This window comes from Limimaricola sp. (assembly GCF_016125575.1).
Taxonomy (GTDB): Bacteria; Pseudomonadota; Alphaproteobacteria; order Rhodobacterales; family Rhodobacteraceae; genus WGLM01.
Genome location: NZ_WGLM01000004.1, coordinates 19,594 through 34,399, shown reverse-complemented (window position 1 = coordinate 34,399; position 14,806 = coordinate 19,594). Strand labels below are relative to the sequence as shown.

Sequence of the window (14,806 nt, the reverse complement as noted above, 5' to 3'; positions counted from 1 at the left end):
TGTCCATGCTAATGGTTGTGGTATGACCCGTCACGACCGCAACATGTCCGATTCCCGCCCGGTCATCCGGCAGCTGGACGAAGCAGCGATCAATCGCATCGCGGCGGGCGAAGTGGTGGAACGTCCGGCGGCCGCGGTCAAGGAACTGGTCGAGAATGCGCTGGATGCCGGGGCGGGGCGCATCGACATCACGATCGCGGAGGGCGGCAAGGCGCTGATCCGGGTGGTCGATGACGGGTGTGGCATTGCTGCGGACGACCTGCCGCTGGCGCTGGCCCGCCATGCCACCTCGAAAATCGACGGCTCGGATCTTCTGAACATCCGCAGTTTCGGCTTCCGGGGCGAGGCGCTGCCCTCGCTTGGCGCGGTGGGGCGGCTGACGATCACCAGCCGCGTGCGGGGCGAGGATGCCGCGCAGATCACCGTCGATGGCGGCAGGATGGGGCCGGTGCGGCCCGCCGGGCTGACCGCCGGCACGGTGGTGGAGTTGCGCGACCTTTTCCATGCGACGCCCGCGCGGCTGAAGTTCCTGCGCACCGACCGAGCCGAAGCGCAGGCGGTGGCCGAGGTGGTCCGGCGGCTGGCGATGGCCGAACCCTTCGTCAGCTTCACCCTGCGTGACGCCAGTGGCGGCGAGGACCGGCTGGTCTTTCGTGCCGATGCCGAAACGGGTGACCTTTTCGACGCGTTGCACGGACGTCTGGCCGGCGTGATGGGCCGCGACTTTGCCGAGAACGCCTTGCGGATCGAGGCGACGCGCGAGGGGTTCCACCTGACCGGTTACGCCGCGCTACCCACCTATTCGCGAGGCGCTGCGGTGGCGCAGCACCTGTTCGTCAATGGCCGCCCGGTGCGCGACAAGTTGCTGGTCGGGGCACTACGCGGGGCCTATTCGGACGTGCTGAGCCGTGACCGGCACCCGGCGGCGGCGCTGTTCGTCGATTGCGATCCGCAACTGGTGGACGTCAACGTTCACCCGGCCAAGACCGAAGTGCGCTTTCGCGACTCCGGCATCGTGCGGGGCCTGATCGTCAGTGCGCTGCGCCATGCGCTGGCCGAGGCCGGGCACCGCGCCTCGTCCACCGTGGGCACGGCGACGCTGGGTGCGTTCCGGGCCGAGCCCACCGCCGGCGCCCGAATCTACCAGATGGACCGACCGTCGGCGCCCTTGCGCGCGATGGCCAACACCTCGCAGGCCCCCGGCTTTGCCGAGACGGCCACGCCCTCTGCCCGGTTTGAACCAGACCCCACGCCAGAGACGCCCGAGGCGGGCCCGCTGGGTGCGGCGCGCGCGCAGGTGCACGAGAATTACATCATCGCCCAGACGCCCGGCGGCATCGTCATCGTCGATCAGCACGCGGCGCATGAACGGCTGGTGTATGAAAGGCTCAAACGTCAGATGGCCGAAACCGGCATCGCCGCGCAGGCGCTGCTGATCCCCGAAATTGTCGAGTTGTCGGCCGGCGAGGCGGCGCAGCTTCTTGAAGCGGCAGAGGACCTGGCGCGACTTGGGTTGCTTATCGAACCCTTCGGCGGCAATGCCGTGGCGGTTCGTGAAACCCCGGCCTTGCTTGGGGTCGTCGATGCGCAAGGCTTGATCCGCGATATCCTCGACGAACTGGCAGATCTGGGTGACAGCGCGACCGTGCAGACACGGATGGATGCGATCCTCAGCCGGGTTGCCTGCCATGGGTCGATCCGTTCGGGACGACGGATGCAGGCCGACGAGATGAACGCACTTCTGCGCGAAATGGAGGCGACGCCATTGTCGGGCCAGTGCAACCACGGACGGCCGACCTATGTCGAACTCAAGCTGGCCGATATCGAACGGCTTTTCGGGCGCACATGACCCCTGTTAGCACGCTGAACCTGAATGATCCGCTGACGTTGGCCCTGCTGGCCGCAGGCGCAGTGGCGCTGTTGCTGATCGTGCTGCTGATCGTGTCGATCCGGCGCGCCGGGAGATCTGCCGCACTGGCCGAGATGCTGGCCAGCCAGATGGGCGGCGTCACCAGCCGCGTTCAGTTGCTGTCGGACGGCCAGCAGCAGCTTTTCGGCGGGTTGACGGCGGTGACGGAGGCGCAGGCCCAGCAGCAGGCACGCACCCTTCGCCTGATGGAGGAACGGCTGGCAAGGGTGACAGAGACGGTTTCGCAGAACTTGTCCTCCTCGGCGCGCAACACCGCGCAGAGCCTTGGCGAATTGCAGCAGCGCCTCAAGACGATCGACAAGGCGCAAGAGAACATCACCAAGCTGTCGGGCGATGTTCTGTCGCTGCAGGACATCCTGTCGAACAAGCAGACGCGCGGTGCCTTCGGCGAGATCCAGTTGCACGATATCGTCTCAAAGGCGTTGCCGTCCGATTCCTATGCGCTGCAGGCGAGCCTGAGCAACGGCAAGCGCGCAGATTGCCTGATCCACCTGCCCAACCCGCCCGGGCCGATCGTGATTGACAGCAAGTTCCCGCTGGAGGCCTATGAAAAGTTGCGCGCCGCCAAGACCGACCACGAGGTGACGCAGGCCGGGCGCGAGTTTCGGACTGCCGTTCGGGCCCATATCAAGGCAATCTCCGAGAAATACATCATCGAGGGCGAGACGGCTGATGGCGCCCTGATGTTCCTGCCCTCCGAGGCGGTCTATGCCGAACTGCATGCCAATTATCCCGAGGTTGTGCGCGAAGGTTTCGCGGCGCGCGTCTGGATCGTATCGCCGACCACATGCATGGCGACGCTGAACACGATGCGGGCCATCCTGAAAGACGCGCGCATGCGCGAACAGGCCGGTGCGATCCGCACCACGCTGCGGCAATTGCACCGCGATGTGGAGATCGTGGTCGAGCGGGTGGACAAGCTGAACACCCATTTCGGGCAGGCCCGTGCCGATCTTGACGGTATCGGCGTTGCTGCAGAGCGGGCGGGCAAAAGGGCCGCGCGGCTGGACAATTTCGATTTCGAGGAACTCGCGGCCGATCCCGCGCCGCCGTTGGTGGCCGCGCCCAAGTGAAGCGGCGACTGGGCCCTGCAGATTTTCGCGTGATGCCTTGGGCCAATGGGCGGGGTCAAACGCTGGAACTTGTGCGGGTGGCGGGACAGGACGGGCTTTTATGGCGCTTGTCCGTGGCACAGGTTGTCGAGGATTGCGCGTTTTCACCACTGCCGGGGATCGCGCGGAGCCTGACGGTTATCTCCGGTCCGGGGTTTGATCTGGCAGGTGATGTCGCCCTTCGGGCCGATCCGCTGGTGCCGGTGGCCTTTGCCGGCGGTGCCACGGTACGGGCTGTCGCTGTGACGGCGCCGTCGGAGGATTTCAACGTGATGACCGCCGGCCACCTTCCAAAGCCGCAGGTGAATGTCCTGAGGGGCGACGTTGCCAATCCGCCGATCGGCGGCATCGTGGCGGTGTTCGCGATGGAGGATGCTGCGGCTGACGGGCAAACGCTTGCCGCCCGTCACCTGTTGCTAAGCGATGCACCACTCACGCTGGCCGGAGGCACGGTGATTGCCGTGGCGCTGGCAGTCCCGCTGCCCTGAGCCGTTTCAGATCCCGATGAAGCGTTGCGCCATGCGCGGCACGAAGGCGTTGAAGCGCAACGGCGCATCGGTGGCCGCAAGGCAGATGCAATCGGCGCCCGCCTCGGCGATGGGCTTGTGATTGAGGTCTTCGTCGGCAACCTCGACATCACCAACGCCGAAACGGTCTGTCTCGTCGCGGAAGGCGCCCTGCAGCACAAGCGTCAATTCGGTGCCGCGATGGCCGTGATCGGGCACGGCCTGCCCCGCCGGAATGTGCAAGAGCCGCACCGAGGCATCGCCCGCGGTGCGCAGCACCATCTGCCGCACGCCGCCGCCCACCTTGCGCCAGCGGATCGCGTCCAGATCACCACCGACGTAATCCTGCAGCGGGGCGGGAAGGGCCCCTTTGCGCCGCGCCTTTGGCGCATCTTCGCGGCCCTTGCCATCGGCGATCATCGCCAGCGTCGCGGCGAGGCAATCGGCCGAAACCGCCTCCTGCCCGCAATCCAGCATCACCTCGCCCCCGACAGCATCGAGCGCCGCCAGCCGCGCCCGGCATTCGTCGCAAAGCGAGACATGGGTCGCCACGACAAGGCTGAACGCCTCGGGGAGGGTTCCCGCGGAGTAGCCCATCAACAGGGCGTCGGTGAGGTGATGGTTGATGTTCGACATGGTCTTTTTCATTTCATGTTATGGCGCAGCCGTTCCAGCGCCAGCCTGATACGTGATTTGATCGTTCCCAGCGGCAAGCCCGTCTCGGCTGCAATTTCGCTATGGCTCAATTCGCCGAAATAGGCCCGCTCGATCAGTTTCCTCTGTTTTTCAGGCAAGGCTTGCAGTGCCCGGCCCAGTTGTTCGGTCTCCTGTTGCAACGCCAGCGCGTCTTCCTGCTCGGGGTCGCTCTCCGGTCCCCAGGGCAGGTCCTCGGGCTCGGGCCGTCTTTGCTTGCGGATCAGGTCGATCCGCTTGTTCCGCGCAATGGTGAAGATCCATGTCGACACGCTGGCCTTGGCCGGGTCGAACAGTTGCGCCTTGTTCCACAAGGTCGCCATCACCTCTTGCACGCACTCCTCGGCCACGTCCGCAGGCGCGCCGGACTTCATCAGGAACGACTTCACGCGCGGCGCGAAGTACTGGAAAATCTCGCCGAAGGCACGCTGATCTCGTTGATCGCGCACCGCCTCCAGCTGAGCCACCCAGGCCATCCGCGTGCTCGTTTCGGTCGTCGTCACTCTTCCGGCTCCTGAAAAAAGGTGTGTTTTGCGTCCGCCTCCATCATAAGGAGGCGATGCTGCAAGTGCATCCGCTTTCGTTGCGTCCGGTTCGAGGTACAACATGGAACGTTTACGGGGGCGGAGCGCAATCGGATCACCCGCCAGAACGCAAAGTTTCCTATCATCCAAACAGGCAGCCACAGCGTAACAGATCATATGAGACGACCCCCTATGGAGCATCACCACCCATGCCTTTCGAAACAGCTACTTGCGCGCCCCGCACGGTCGCGGTCATCGGCGCAGGAATATCGGGCATGGGGGCGGCGCACATGCTGGCGCGTGACCATCGCGTCGTTCTCTTCGAGGCCGAGCCGCAGCTAGGCGGCCATGCGCGCACGCGGATGGGAGGCGTGCGGCGCGACCAGCCGGTCGATACCGGCTTTATCGTTTTCAACTACGCGAACTATCCGCATCTTGCCGCGCTATTTGCCGAGCTTGATGTGCCGGTTGTGCCGTCCAACATGAGTTTCGGCGCCTCGATCGGCGGTGGCCGGCTGGAATATGCGCTGGCCTCGGTCGATGCGATCTTTGCGCAGAAATGGCGTCTGGCCGATCCGCGTTTTGTCCGGATGATCCGAGACATCCTGCATTTCAACAGCAATGCAGTGGCCGAGGCCGAAGCGACGCCGGGCCTGACCATCGGTGGCTTGCTGGAACGGTTGGGTACGGGGCGCTACTTCCGCGATTACTATCTGGCGCCGCTCTCGGGCGCGATCTGGTCGACGCCGACCGACAAGATCATGGAGTTTCCTGCTTACGCCATGGTCAACTTCTTCAATAATCATGCGCTGCTGAACTTTACCGGCCAGCACCAGTGGTACACCGTCGAAGGCGGCTCGCAGACCTATGTGGGCCGGCTGGGTACCGCGATGGAGGCGCGCGGCGTGGACCTGCGGCTTGGCGCGCCGGTGCAGGCGGTGCGCCGCGGCCCGCTGGGCGTCGAGGTGCGGGCATGGGGCGGTGAATGGGAGATGTTCGACGAGGTGGTTTTTGCCACCCATTCGGACGACACGCTGCGCCTGTTGGCCGATGCCACCGCCCATGAACGCGCCGTGCTGGGCAAGCTTCGCTACCAGCCCAACAAGGTGGTGCTGCATTCCGACACATCGGTCATGCCCAAGCGGCGCAAGGTCTGGTCGTCGTGGGTCTATACCGAAGAGCAAGGAAAGACCTCGGACAAGATCGACCTGACCTACTGGATGAACAACCTTCAGCCGTGGTTGAAGGAGGATCCGCTTTTCGTCACGCTCAACACGCAGCGCCCGATCCTCGAGGACCTGATCTGGGACGAGGTGACGCTGCACCATCCGGTCTATGACATGGATGCGCTGGCCGCGCAGGCCGAGGCGCAGGCGATGAACGGGTCCAGCCGGACCTGGTTCTGCGGGGCCTGGATGAAAAACGGATTTCATGAGGACGGGCTGTCGAGCGCGGTCGACGTGGTCGGCGCCCTGAACGCCGTTGAGCGTTTGGAGATGGCCGCCGAATGAAACCGGTCGAGCACATTGCTGCGCAGACCTATCACGGGCGGCGCGGGGCGACGAAGAACGCCTTCCGCTACTCGATAGACTACGTGTTGCTTGATGCCGAGGCAGCGCAGCCCGCGCCGTGGCTTTTTTCGCGCAACGGCCGGCGCCTGTTCTCGCTGCATGATTCCGATCATGGCGGTGCGCCGCACAAGGGCCGAAGTGCCGAATGGGTGCGCGAGGTTCTTGCCGCAAATGGCGTTGATCTGCCGGGGCGGATTGATTTGCTGGCGCAGCCCCGAATCTGGGGCCACGTCTTCAATCCGGTCAGTTTCTGGCTGTGCCATGATGCGGACGGCGTTCTGCGCGCGGTGATCGCCGAAGTCACCAATACCTTCGGCGATCGGCATTCCTACCTGTGCCGCCATGACGATCTGCGCGAGATCACCAAGGCCGATACGATCCGCGCCACGAAGATCTTTCATGTCTCGCCGTTCCAGCCGGTCGAGGGCGATTACACGTTCCGCTTCGACATCACGCCCGAGAGCATCGGTATCTGGATCGACTATGCGCGCGGCAATGGCGGGCTGATCGCCACGCTGACCGGGCCGCGCCGGCCGCTGACCAACGCGGGCATCTTGCGTGCCGCATTGCGCCGTCCGCTGGGGTCGCGCCGGGTGCTGGCGCTGATCCACTGGCAGGCGCTGAAGCTGTGGTGGAAGGGCGCCAGCTATCGCCCGCGCCCCGAACCGCCGGTGCAGGAGATCAGCCAGTGACAGCGTGGTCGGAACGGCTTCCGGCCTATACGCTTTTCGCGGCCGTCACCTCGGCGGCGGGGCTGCCGATCTACATATACGCGCCGACCTACTATGCCGAGACCTACGGCATCAGCCTGACCAGCCTTGGCGCGATCCTGTTCGCGTTGCGGCTGATCGACGTGGGCCAAGACCCTGCACTGGGCTGGATCGCCGAACGGCTGCGCCGGTCCAAGGCGCCCGCGGTGGCGCTTGGGGCGCTGCTGATGGCGGCCTCGATGCTGGGGCTGTTCGCCGTCGCGCCGCCGATCACACCCGCCTTGTGGTTTGCGCTGATGGTGACCGGCCTGTTCACGGGCTTCAGCTTTCTCAGCATCAATTTCTATGCGCAGGGCATTGCCAAGGCCGGGCCGCACGCATCGGGGCACACCCGGCTGGCGACATGGCGCGAAACCGGCTCGCTTCTGGGTGTCTGCATCGCCGCGGTGGCGCCGACGCTGCTGATGGGCCATGTCGGGGCGCCGTTCTCCACGTTTGCATGGGGCTTTGCCGCCGCGGTGCTGTTGGCGACGCTGGCAATGTGGCCGGAATGGCGGCCCGGCGGCACGGTCGAGCCGACACCGATGCGCGTCATCGTGTCCGACCCTGTGGCGCGGCGGCTGTTGATCCTGGCGCTGGTGAACGCGACGCCGCTGGCGGTGTCCTCGACCCTGTTTCTGTTTTTCGTGCAGGCCCGGCTGGGCGCGCCGGGGTGGGAGGGGCCGCTGCTGGTGCTGTTCTTTCTTGCCGCCGCGGTGTCGTCGCCGGTCTGGGGTGCGCTGGCGCGGGCGCGGGGGGCGAAGGCCACGCTGTTGTGGGCGATGGTGCTGGCCGTCGTCTCATTCGGCTTTACCTTCTTTCTTGGCAGGGGCGACGTGTGGCTTTTCGCGCTGATCTGCCTGGCGTCCGGCGCCACGATCGGTGCCGACCTGACATTGCTGCCGGCGATGTTCGCCCGGCGGATGGCCGCGATCTCGCCCATCGGGGGGCAGGGGTTCGGCCTTTGGGCGCTGGTTAACAAGCTGACGCTGGCCTTTGCCGCCGTCGCGTTGTTGCCGGTGCTGGAACGGTCCGGTTTCGTGCCCGGCGCAGACCATGTGCCAGCCGCGGCCGAGACCATGTTGACGGTGCTTTACGCGCTGGTGCCGTCGTTGTTGAAACTGGTGGCGATCGGCCTTCTGGTTGCCACCCCGTTGGAGGAGTGATGATGGCGATCCTTCCGTATCTCTTGATCGGCGCGGTGCTGGCACTGGCCGGAGTGCTGGTGCAGGCGCGCTATGTCTCGTTCTGGGCGCAAAAGCCCGAGGATTATGCCAGCGGTCCGGCCTTCGACATTCGCGAAAGGCTGAACGGCCCCATCGTCTGCGAAGGTGTGATCTTTGGCCCCACGGGGCGCGTCTCGTCCCGCTTCGTGGCCGATTTCGAGGCAAGCTGGCAGGGCAATGTCGGCATCATGACCGAGGTGTTCACCTATGACAGCGGCGCGGTGCAGAACCGGCAATGGAAGCTGACCGTCAACGACGACGGCGAGATTCAGGCCGAGGCGCCCGATGTGGTGGGCGTGGGCAGGGGCCGGCAGAAGGGCTCGGCCGTGCTGCTGAACTACCGCATCAAGTTGGCCGAGGAGGCGGGCGGTCATGTGCTGAACACCACCGACTGGATGTATCTGACGCCCAACGGTGTGATCATGAACCGCAGCCAGTTCCGCAAGTTCGGCATCAAGGTGGCCGAGCTTGTGGCCACGATGCGCCCGCGCGACGCCGCCTGAGATGGCCGCGTTTCACAGCCTCAAGGACCGCCGTTACTGGCTTGTCGGCGCAAGCGAGGGGCTGGGCCGCGCGCTGGCGCTGGAGATGAGCCGCGCGGGCGCCGAGGTGATCGTCTCGGCCCGCACGCAGGACCGGCTGGACGAACTGGTGACCGAATTGCCCGGTCCGGGGCTCGCCGTCACCGTGGACGTGACCGACCGCGCCAGCGTCGAGGCCGCGGCGCAGGAGGTGGGCCAGATCGACGGGATGGTCTACCTCGCCGGGGTCTACTGGCCGATGAAGGCGCAGGACTGGGACAACGCGCATGCCGAGGCGATGGCCGAGGTCAACTACATCGGCGCAAGCCGCGTGGTGGGCGCCGTCATTGGCCCGATGCTGGCGCAGGGGCACGGGCATATCGTGCTGACCGGCTCGCTCTCGGGCTTTCGCGGGCTGCCGGGGGCCATCGGCTATGCCGCGTCGAAGGCGGGGGTGATGGCACTGGCCGAATCGATGCAGGCGGATCTGAAGGGATCGGCCATCCGGGTGCAGCTGGTGAACCCAGGCTTCATCCGCACGCGGCTGACCGACAAGAACGATTTTTCCATGCCCTTCATCATGGAACCCGAGGCGGCCGCGCGCGAGATGCTTGCGCATATGCGCACAGGGCGTTTCAAGAAGAGCTTTCCCACCCTCTTCTCGCTGCTCTTCCGGGGCAGCCAGTTGCTGCCCGACTGGGCCTATTACCGCCTGTTCGCCGGACGCTGAGCTTGCGCCAGATCAATGCCTGATGCGCGGTCCCCGGCGACTGTGCTAGCATCGACAATGATCAGGGAGGGCAGGGCGTGCTGGACATCTCGGCGGACAAGGTTGGCGAGATCATCATCCTCGCCCGCGAGGACCGCGGCGAACGCGAGTTTGACGCCTTCATCGAGGCGCTGAACGAGGAAGAGCAGGCAAGCCTTGTCGCGCTCTTCTGGATCGGGCGCGGCACCTTCGAGGCCGACGAACTGGCAGAAGCGGTCCGCACCGCCCGCAACGAGGCCACGACCGCGACGGCGTCTTACCTCAAGCAATCGCCGCATCTGGCCGACCATCTTGAAGCCGGGCTGGAAGCCTTGGGATTTGATCCGACTGACGTTGAAGACGACCTTTACCGGCCCGTGTAGTCGTCGAAGACCGCACGCGCCCGGCCCCAGACACCGGCGTCGATCCTGTCCAGAGCCAGCAGGTGCGGCAGAAGCTGGCCCGCAAAATCCTCCGAACTTTCGCGCGGCAGAAGCGAGGGCAGGTTGTCGATCGCCATCACGTCGAGCGGCGGCGCGTCATGCACCCGCAGCACCGGCGCATCCCATGTCGTGACGCGGTCATAGACCTTCACGGGCGAAAAGGCGCTGTCGGGATCGCAGGCGATGTCGCCGATCACCCGCAGGTCACGCGGTGCCGTCACCGCGTCGGCCGGCACGAAGACGGGCGTTCCGGGCCGGGCGAGGATGCAGTTGAGGAAGATGCCGTGCGCCAGCACCTCGGGGAAGGGGCCGCCATGCGCCGTCTCGGCCATGTCCCAGCGGGTGGGCGCGATGCCAACCGCGGTGCAAAGGTCGGCCGCGCCCGTGCCCACCCGGCCCAATGCGCCGATGATCAGCGCCCCCGGCCGGGCCAGCCCCGTGCCGTCCAGCGCGGCGGAAACCGCGCGGGCCAGCGCATCGGCGTCGGGATAGGTGCTGACCGGGGCGGCGATGTCCCCTTGCGCCTGCGCGGCCCAGGCCAGCGCCGACACGGCGGCACCCGCGTACCCGGCCCAGTAGCCGAAGGCGGCCACCCGCCCGGCTTCGTCGGTCAGGTATTCCAGATCGTAAAGCGCACCACCCCCGGCGCGGAACCGCGCCAGCAGGCGCTGCCCCGCCGGCTGGCCCTTGAAGGCGTGGCCGAACATGATGTGCCGGTGCGGCAGCGGCGTGCCGTTGTCGGGCAGTTCCTTCAGCCCGAAGATGATGGCGTCCCGCGGCGCCTCGGGCCAGGTCCCCTCGGGGGCGATGGCGCAGCCGGTGGCGCGATAGGCCGCGATGGGAATCGCCCGCTGGCGGCTTTCCTCGACCGTCACGGCGAACCCCGCGGCCAGCAGGCGCGCCACGCCATCGGGTGTGATCCCCACCCGCTCTTCATGGGTGCGCTGTTCGGCGCGGACCCAGAGGTGGGGTTTGTCAGAAATGGGTGCGGGCATGAGAACGATCCTCGCGGTCGAGATGCGGCGTGGCGTTGAACCCGGCCAGAATGGTGCCGTGGTCGAACACGTGAATCCGGTGAACCGAGGTGTTCAGGATCGGCAACGTCACCATCGCCATGCGCCGCGGATCGAGGTCCAGCAGGTGGCGCACCACCATCGCGATCACCCCGCCCGAGGTGATGCACAGGACGTGGCGCCCGGGCGTCGCGGCCTCTTGCAGCACGGAGGTCACCCGCGCCTCGAAGGCGGCGAAGGTTTCGTTGCCCATGATCTCGGCACGGTGCCAGGCCTCCATCACCTGCGGGGCATGGGTGGCGAAATCCTCGGGGCCGGGCATCGGCACGCCGTGCACGTTCTCAAGCGCGCGGCCGAGGTTGAAGTAATCCATCTCGTTCAGGCGTGGGTCGATCTTCGCTGCTTCATGACCCATCGCCGTGGCGGTCTGGCGGTGCCGCGTCAGACTGCCTGACAGCACCGTATCGAACCGTTCGCCCTGCGCGCGCAGCCACTCGCCCAGCCATGCGGCCTGCTGGCGTCCAAGATCGGAGAGGCGATCGTATCCCGCCTCGTCCTGCGCCGCCGAATTTGCCTGTCCGTGCCGGACCAGCGTGATGATGCCCATGACCAGCCTCCGTTGCCTTTCGCCCTAGTCGATGCGGCCGCCACTGCCAATCCCCGGGCCCACGTTATTGATTATCAATGCCGTGCGGCCCTAGCGTGACAGCGTTCCAAACAAGGAGAATGCCTATGCGCCGGCTGATGCTGACGACCGCCCTGACCCTGCTAAGCACCCTGCCCGCGCTGGCCGGCGATTCTGCGCTGCTGCTTGGCAACGAAAGCTATGGACGGCTGGGACGTGTCGCGCGCGCCGCCGATATCGTTCAGGCGCAAGCGCGTCTGACGCGGCTGGGATTTGCCGTTTCCGCCCTGCAAAATGGCCGGGCCGGCAATACCGCCGATGCGCTGACGGCCTTTGTTGGCGATGCCAACGGGTCTGGCCGACTTCTGGTGGTGATGTCGGGCCATTTCGTCACGGACGGGACGCGAACATGGCTGCTGACGTCGGATGCCACCGACCCTGCCCTGCTGACGCTGGGGGCAACGGCAGTCTCGGTTGAAAGCGTGCTGCGGGTTCTGGCCGAAGCGCCGGGCGAGGCATTGCTGGTGCTCGGCGCCGATTCGGGGGCCGACGGGCCTCGTGGGGCCTTCCTGCATGACGGAATTGGTACGCTCGACATTCCGCAGGGCGTCACCGTTGTCAGCGGCGAGCCGCGCGATGTCGCGGACTTCGTCACCGGACCGATGTTGCAGCCGGGCGCGGACATTGCCCAACTGGTCGCAGGCAACCGGCGTCTGAGCGCCAGTGGATTTCTGCCGCATCAGTTCGTCTTCATGCCGCCCGACATCGTTGCGTCGACGCCTCCCGCCACAGATACGCGCGCCGACGACACGATGTGGGACGGGGCCAAAAGCCTTGATACCGCCGATGCGTATCGCAACTACCTTGGCCGCTACCCGATGGGCCGCCACGCCGCCGAAGCAGAAGCCGCGATTACGCGCATCATGGCCGAACCCAACCGTGCCGACCGGCTGGCCGAAGAGGCGTTGGGCCTGACCGCTGACCAGCGCAGGGCGATCCAGCGCCAACTGACCCTTCTTGATTTCAACACGCGCGGGATCGACGGCATCTTTGGCCCGGGGACCCGCCGCGCCATAGCCAACTGGCAGCAGGATAACGGTTTTGGCCAGACCAGCTATCTGACTGCCGACCAGCTGACGCGGATCGAAGCGCAGGCGGCGCGCAAGGCGGCTGAACTTGAGGCGGCAGCCGAGCAGAAGCGGCAGGAAGAGGCTCGGCAGGACCGTGCCTTCTGGGAAGAAACCGGTGCCAAGGGCGACGAGGCGGGGTATCGCGCCTATCTGTCGCGCTATCCTGACGGGAATTACGCCGATACGGCAACTGCCGCGCTGGAGCGCATCGACGCGCAGAAACAGCAATCGGCCCAGCATGACGAGCAGGTGGCCTGGGCGCAGGCGCGGCAGGCGGACACTGTCGAGGCCTATCGCAACTACCTGCAGCTTTATCCGCAGGGCACATTTCAGGCCGATGCGCAGGCCCGCATTGATGCGCTGAATCAGCAAAGCGCAGGCGCCGCTACGCAGGAACAGGCCGCCGCGGACGAGCGCGCGCTGAATCTCACGCCTTTCGTAACCCGGCTGGTCGAGGCGCGACTGACGCAGCTGGGATTGAACCCCGGCCCGGTCGATGGCCGGTTCGACAATGCAACGCGCCGCGCGATCCGCCGCTACCAGCGGGCCCGCGACCTGCCGGTTACCGGCTATCTGAGCGAGGCGATGATGGTGCGCTTGCTGGCCGACAGTCTGCCCATTTCGGGCCGCTGAGACGCGAACCGCCGCCCGGAGTGTTTCCGGGCGGCGGACTGTCGTTACGAATGGCTGGCGCGGTTACTGCGCCGGCACGAACCGCTCCATCGCGAGGCGGGTAAAGCCCTGACCGCTGCCATTGAGATCCTGCACCGCGATCATGTAGAGGCCGGGATTGACCTTGGCGATGATCTGCGCGTCCAGGCTGTTGCCGTTGTCGTCGTTCTTGGCGACGGTCCGGCCCAGATCGTCGAACAGGCCCAGCGAGGGATCGCCGTTGCCATCAGTCGAGATCGCGTCGATCGTGATGATCCCCGGCTCCGAGATGCGGATGGTGAACCACTCGGCCTTGTCGGTGTTGCGGATGTCGGTCCGCATCCGTGCTCCCAGCGGGCCCAGGTCTGTTACGGGGTAGCTGCCGTCAAGCGGCGGTGCAGCCTCGCCCCGGTCATAGCTGGCGCGCAGCGCTTCGGCCGGATCGAACCGCGCGACCTTCACGTCGATCGGAAGCGTCGTGTCGGTCAGTGCCTGCACCGCGATGCAGTAGTTGCCTGCCGGCAGCGGCGACGACATGTCGATGCGCGAGTTCAACCCGTCAAAGTCATCGTTGTCGGCAAGATAGCCACCGGTCGAATCGTAAAGCGTGATCGAAGGGTCGGCATTTTCGTTCTTGGCGGTGATGGTGACTGCCTGTGGCTGATCAAGCGTGAATCGCCAGAAGGGTGTCGCGTCGGCACTGGCGCTGCCGGTCACGCCGTCACCAAGCTGGCCATCGATCGGGCCGTTGCCCAGTGCCGCGGCGTTGGTGGCATCGGTGCAGCTGCCATCGCCCGCTGCCATGTCGCTCGACCCATCGCTGGACGAGGTGTCTCCCGTGCCCATGTCGCTGCTTTGATCGGAGGGCTGGCTGTTTCCAAGATCGGTATTGCCCATGTCGCTGGCACCCGTCGTCAGCGCCTCCTGATCGCCACGGCTGACCCGGACGAAACCGGTCATCGGCTGGTTGCTGACGCTGTGCATCTCGAGGCAGTAGGTGCCCGGCTGCAGCGTCATTTCGCCCCGCGCGGAGCCGTTGCCGCCCGAATCGTCATCGGTCAGCATGACCGCGCCGGAGGCATCGTAAAGCGTGATCGCGGGGTTGCCGCCGCCGCGGCCCTCGGCCTCGACCCGGACATCGGTGGGTGCGCTGGTGCTGAACAGGGCAACATAGGTGCTGTCGGCCAGCACAAGTGCCATCTGCTGCTGATAATCGCTGACGGTGGTGATGTCGGACCCGGCCTCGGCGCCGCCGATCCACTGGCCGTGATCCCCGATTCCGCCGCAGAGCCCTGCGGCAGCCGCTGGACTAGCCAGCGCCACCGCTGCAGCCAGCCCCAGACCCTTGATAAGTAAACGCATTG

General features: G+C 66.0%; 15 protein-coding genes. 10 read left to right on the top strand and 5 right to left on the bottom strand.

Annotated features, from left to right (window positions below; genetic code table 11):
* Positions 1 to 22: 22 nt before the first annotated feature.
* From mutL to GC146_RS07060, 3 genes are read left to right on the top strand one after another with little or no spacing between them, the layout of a single operon-like run.
* A complete protein-coding gene (mutL, locus tag GC146_RS07070) occupies positions 23 to 1,849 on the top strand; it encodes a DNA mismatch repair endonuclease MutL (RefSeq protein WP_291836403.1) in 1,827 nt (608 codons plus the stop codon).
* The gene (gene rmuC / locus GC146_RS07065; RefSeq protein WP_291836400.1) at positions 1,846 to 3,003 is read left to right on the top strand and encodes a DNA recombination protein RmuC; all 1,158 of its coding nucleotides are present in this window, start codon (positions 1,846 to 1,848) and stop codon (positions 3,001 to 3,003) included. The genes mutL and rmuC overlap by 4 nt, the downstream gene beginning before the upstream one ends.
* Positions 3,000 to 3,530, top strand: a complete 531-nt coding sequence (locus GC146_RS07060; protein ID WP_363241218.1) for a HutD family protein — start codon at positions 3,000 to 3,002, stop codon at positions 3,528 to 3,530. The genes rmuC and GC146_RS07060 overlap by 4 nt, the downstream gene beginning before the upstream one ends.
* A gap of 6 nt (positions 3,531 to 3,536) precedes the next feature.
* Here the strand turns inward: GC146_RS07060 and GC146_RS07055 are convergent, their stop codons facing one another.
* Together GC146_RS07055 and GC146_RS07050 are read right to left on the bottom strand one after the other, a co-directional pair.
* The gene (locus GC146_RS07055; RefSeq protein WP_291836397.1) at positions 3,537 to 4,196 is read right to left on the bottom strand and encodes a ChrR family anti-sigma-E factor; all 660 of its coding nucleotides are present in this window, start codon (positions 4,194 to 4,196) and stop codon (positions 3,537 to 3,539) included.
* Positions 4,193 to 4,717: a sigma-70 family RNA polymerase sigma factor gene (locus GC146_RS07050; RefSeq protein WP_291838447.1), complete on the bottom strand. Its 525-nt coding sequence runs from the start codon at positions 4,715 to 4,717 to the stop codon at positions 4,193 to 4,195. Before GC146_RS07050 ends, GC146_RS07055 begins: the two co-directional genes overlap by 4 nt.
* A 257-nt stretch (positions 4,718 to 4,974) precedes the next feature.
* Here GC146_RS07050 and GC146_RS07045 point away from each other — a divergent pair, with 257 nt between their 5' ends.
* From GC146_RS07045 to GC146_RS07020, 6 genes are all read left to right on the top strand, one after another.
* Positions 4,975 to 6,276, top strand: coding sequence for an FAD-dependent oxidoreductase (locus tag GC146_RS07045; protein WP_291836394.1), 1,302 nt, complete (start codon positions 4,975 to 4,977; stop codon positions 6,274 to 6,276).
* Positions 6,273 to 7,028, top strand: coding sequence for a DUF1365 domain-containing protein (locus tag GC146_RS07040; protein ID WP_291836392.1), 756 nt, complete (start codon positions 6,273 to 6,275; stop codon positions 7,026 to 7,028). Before GC146_RS07045 ends, GC146_RS07040 begins: the two co-directional genes overlap by 4 nt.
* Positions 7,025 to 8,251: an MFS transporter gene (locus GC146_RS07035; protein WP_291836390.1), complete on the top strand. Its 1,227-nt coding sequence runs from the start codon at positions 7,025 to 7,027 to the stop codon at positions 8,249 to 8,251. Before GC146_RS07040 ends, GC146_RS07035 begins: the two co-directional genes overlap by 4 nt.
* Positions 8,252 to 8,253: 2 nt before the next feature.
* The gene (locus GC146_RS07030; RefSeq protein WP_291836388.1) at positions 8,254 to 8,814 is read left to right on the top strand and encodes a DUF3833 domain-containing protein; all 561 of its coding nucleotides are present in this window, start codon (positions 8,254 to 8,256) and stop codon (positions 8,812 to 8,814) included.
* 1 nt (position 8,815) lies between these two features.
* Entirely contained in the window at positions 8,816 to 9,562 is a 747-nt protein-coding gene (locus tag GC146_RS07025; RefSeq protein WP_291836385.1) for an SDR family NAD(P)-dependent oxidoreductase, read from the top strand.
* Between the two features lie 77 nt (positions 9,563 to 9,639).
* Positions 9,640 to 9,963 (top strand): DUF3775 domain-containing protein, encoded by a 324-nt coding sequence (locus GC146_RS07020; RefSeq protein WP_291836382.1) that lies wholly within the window; start codon positions 9,640 to 9,642, stop codon positions 9,961 to 9,963.
* Here the strand turns inward: GC146_RS07020 and GC146_RS07015 are convergent.
* Together GC146_RS07015 and GC146_RS07010 are read right to left on the bottom strand one after the other, a co-directional pair.
* Positions 9,948 to 11,018 (bottom strand): saccharopine dehydrogenase, encoded by a 1,071-nt coding sequence (locus GC146_RS07015; protein WP_291836380.1) that lies wholly within the window; start codon positions 11,016 to 11,018, stop codon positions 9,948 to 9,950. The two genes, GC146_RS07020 and GC146_RS07015, sit on opposite strands and share 16 nt — an antisense overlap.
* Positions 10,999 to 11,643, bottom strand: coding sequence for a histidine phosphatase family protein (locus GC146_RS07010; protein ID WP_291836377.1), 645 nt, complete (start codon positions 11,641 to 11,643; stop codon positions 10,999 to 11,001). Before GC146_RS07010 ends, GC146_RS07015 begins: the two co-directional genes overlap by 20 nt.
* A 125-nt stretch (positions 11,644 to 11,768) precedes the next feature.
* On the opposite strand from GC146_RS07010, the gene GC146_RS07005 reads away from it, so the two are divergent.
* On the top strand, positions 11,769 to 13,424 hold the full coding sequence (locus GC146_RS07005) for a peptidoglycan-binding protein (protein WP_291836374.1): 1,656 nt from the start codon (positions 11,769 to 11,771) through the stop codon (positions 13,422 to 13,424).
* 63 nt (positions 13,425 to 13,487) lie between these two features.
* Here GC146_RS07005 and GC146_RS07000 read toward each other — a convergent pair whose 3' ends face one another.
* Positions 13,488 to 14,804 carry an ABC transporter substrate-binding protein gene (locus GC146_RS07000; protein WP_291836372.1) on the bottom strand — a complete coding sequence of 439 codons (1,317 nt, stop codon included), beginning with the start codon at positions 14,802 to 14,804 and terminating at the stop codon, positions 13,488 to 13,490.
* Between the last annotated feature and the right edge of the window lie 2 nt (positions 14,805 to 14,806).

Bases quoted from the DNA above. Each gene is read 5' to 3' on its own strand.
- GC146_RS07045 (WP_291836394.1), top strand. From the start codon at position 4,975: ATGCCTTTCGAAACAGCTACTTGCGCGCCCCGCACGGTCGCGGTCATC.
- GC146_RS07040 (WP_291836392.1), top strand. From the start codon at position 6,273: ATGAAACCGGTCGAGCACATTGCTGCGCAGACCTATCACGGGCGGCGC.
- GC146_RS07000 (WP_291836372.1), bottom strand. From the start codon at position 14,804: ATGCGTTTACTTATCAAGGGTCTGGGGCTGGCTGCAGCGGTGGCGCTG.
- rmuC (WP_291836400.1), top strand. From the start codon at position 1,846: ATGACCCCTGTTAGCACGCTGAACCTGAATGATCCGCTGACGTTGGCC.
- GC146_RS07005 (WP_291836374.1), top strand. From the start codon at position 11,769: ATGCGCCGGCTGATGCTGACGACCGCCCTGACCCTGCTAAGCACCCTG.
- GC146_RS07015 (WP_291836380.1), bottom strand. From the start codon at position 11,018: ATGCCCGCACCCATTTCTGACAAACCCCACCTCTGGGTCCGCGCCGAA.
- GC146_RS07025 (WP_291836385.1), top strand. From the start codon at position 8,816: ATGGCCGCGTTTCACAGCCTCAAGGACCGCCGTTACTGGCTTGTCGGC.
- GC146_RS07050 (WP_291838447.1), bottom strand. From the start codon at position 4,717: ATGGCCTGGGTGGCTCAGCTGGAGGCGGTGCGCGATCAACGAGATCAG.
- GC146_RS07030 (WP_291836388.1), top strand. From the start codon at position 8,254: ATGGCGATCCTTCCGTATCTCTTGATCGGCGCGGTGCTGGCACTGGCC.
- GC146_RS07055 (WP_291836397.1), bottom strand. From the start codon at position 4,196: ATGAAAAAGACCATGTCGAACATCAACCATCACCTCACCGACGCCCTG.
- mutL (WP_291836403.1), top strand. From the start codon at position 23: ATGACCCGTCACGACCGCAACATGTCCGATTCCCGCCCGGTCATCCGG.
- GC146_RS07010 (WP_291836377.1), bottom strand. From the start codon at position 11,643: ATGGGCATCATCACGCTGGTCCGGCACGGACAGGCAAATTCGGCGGCG.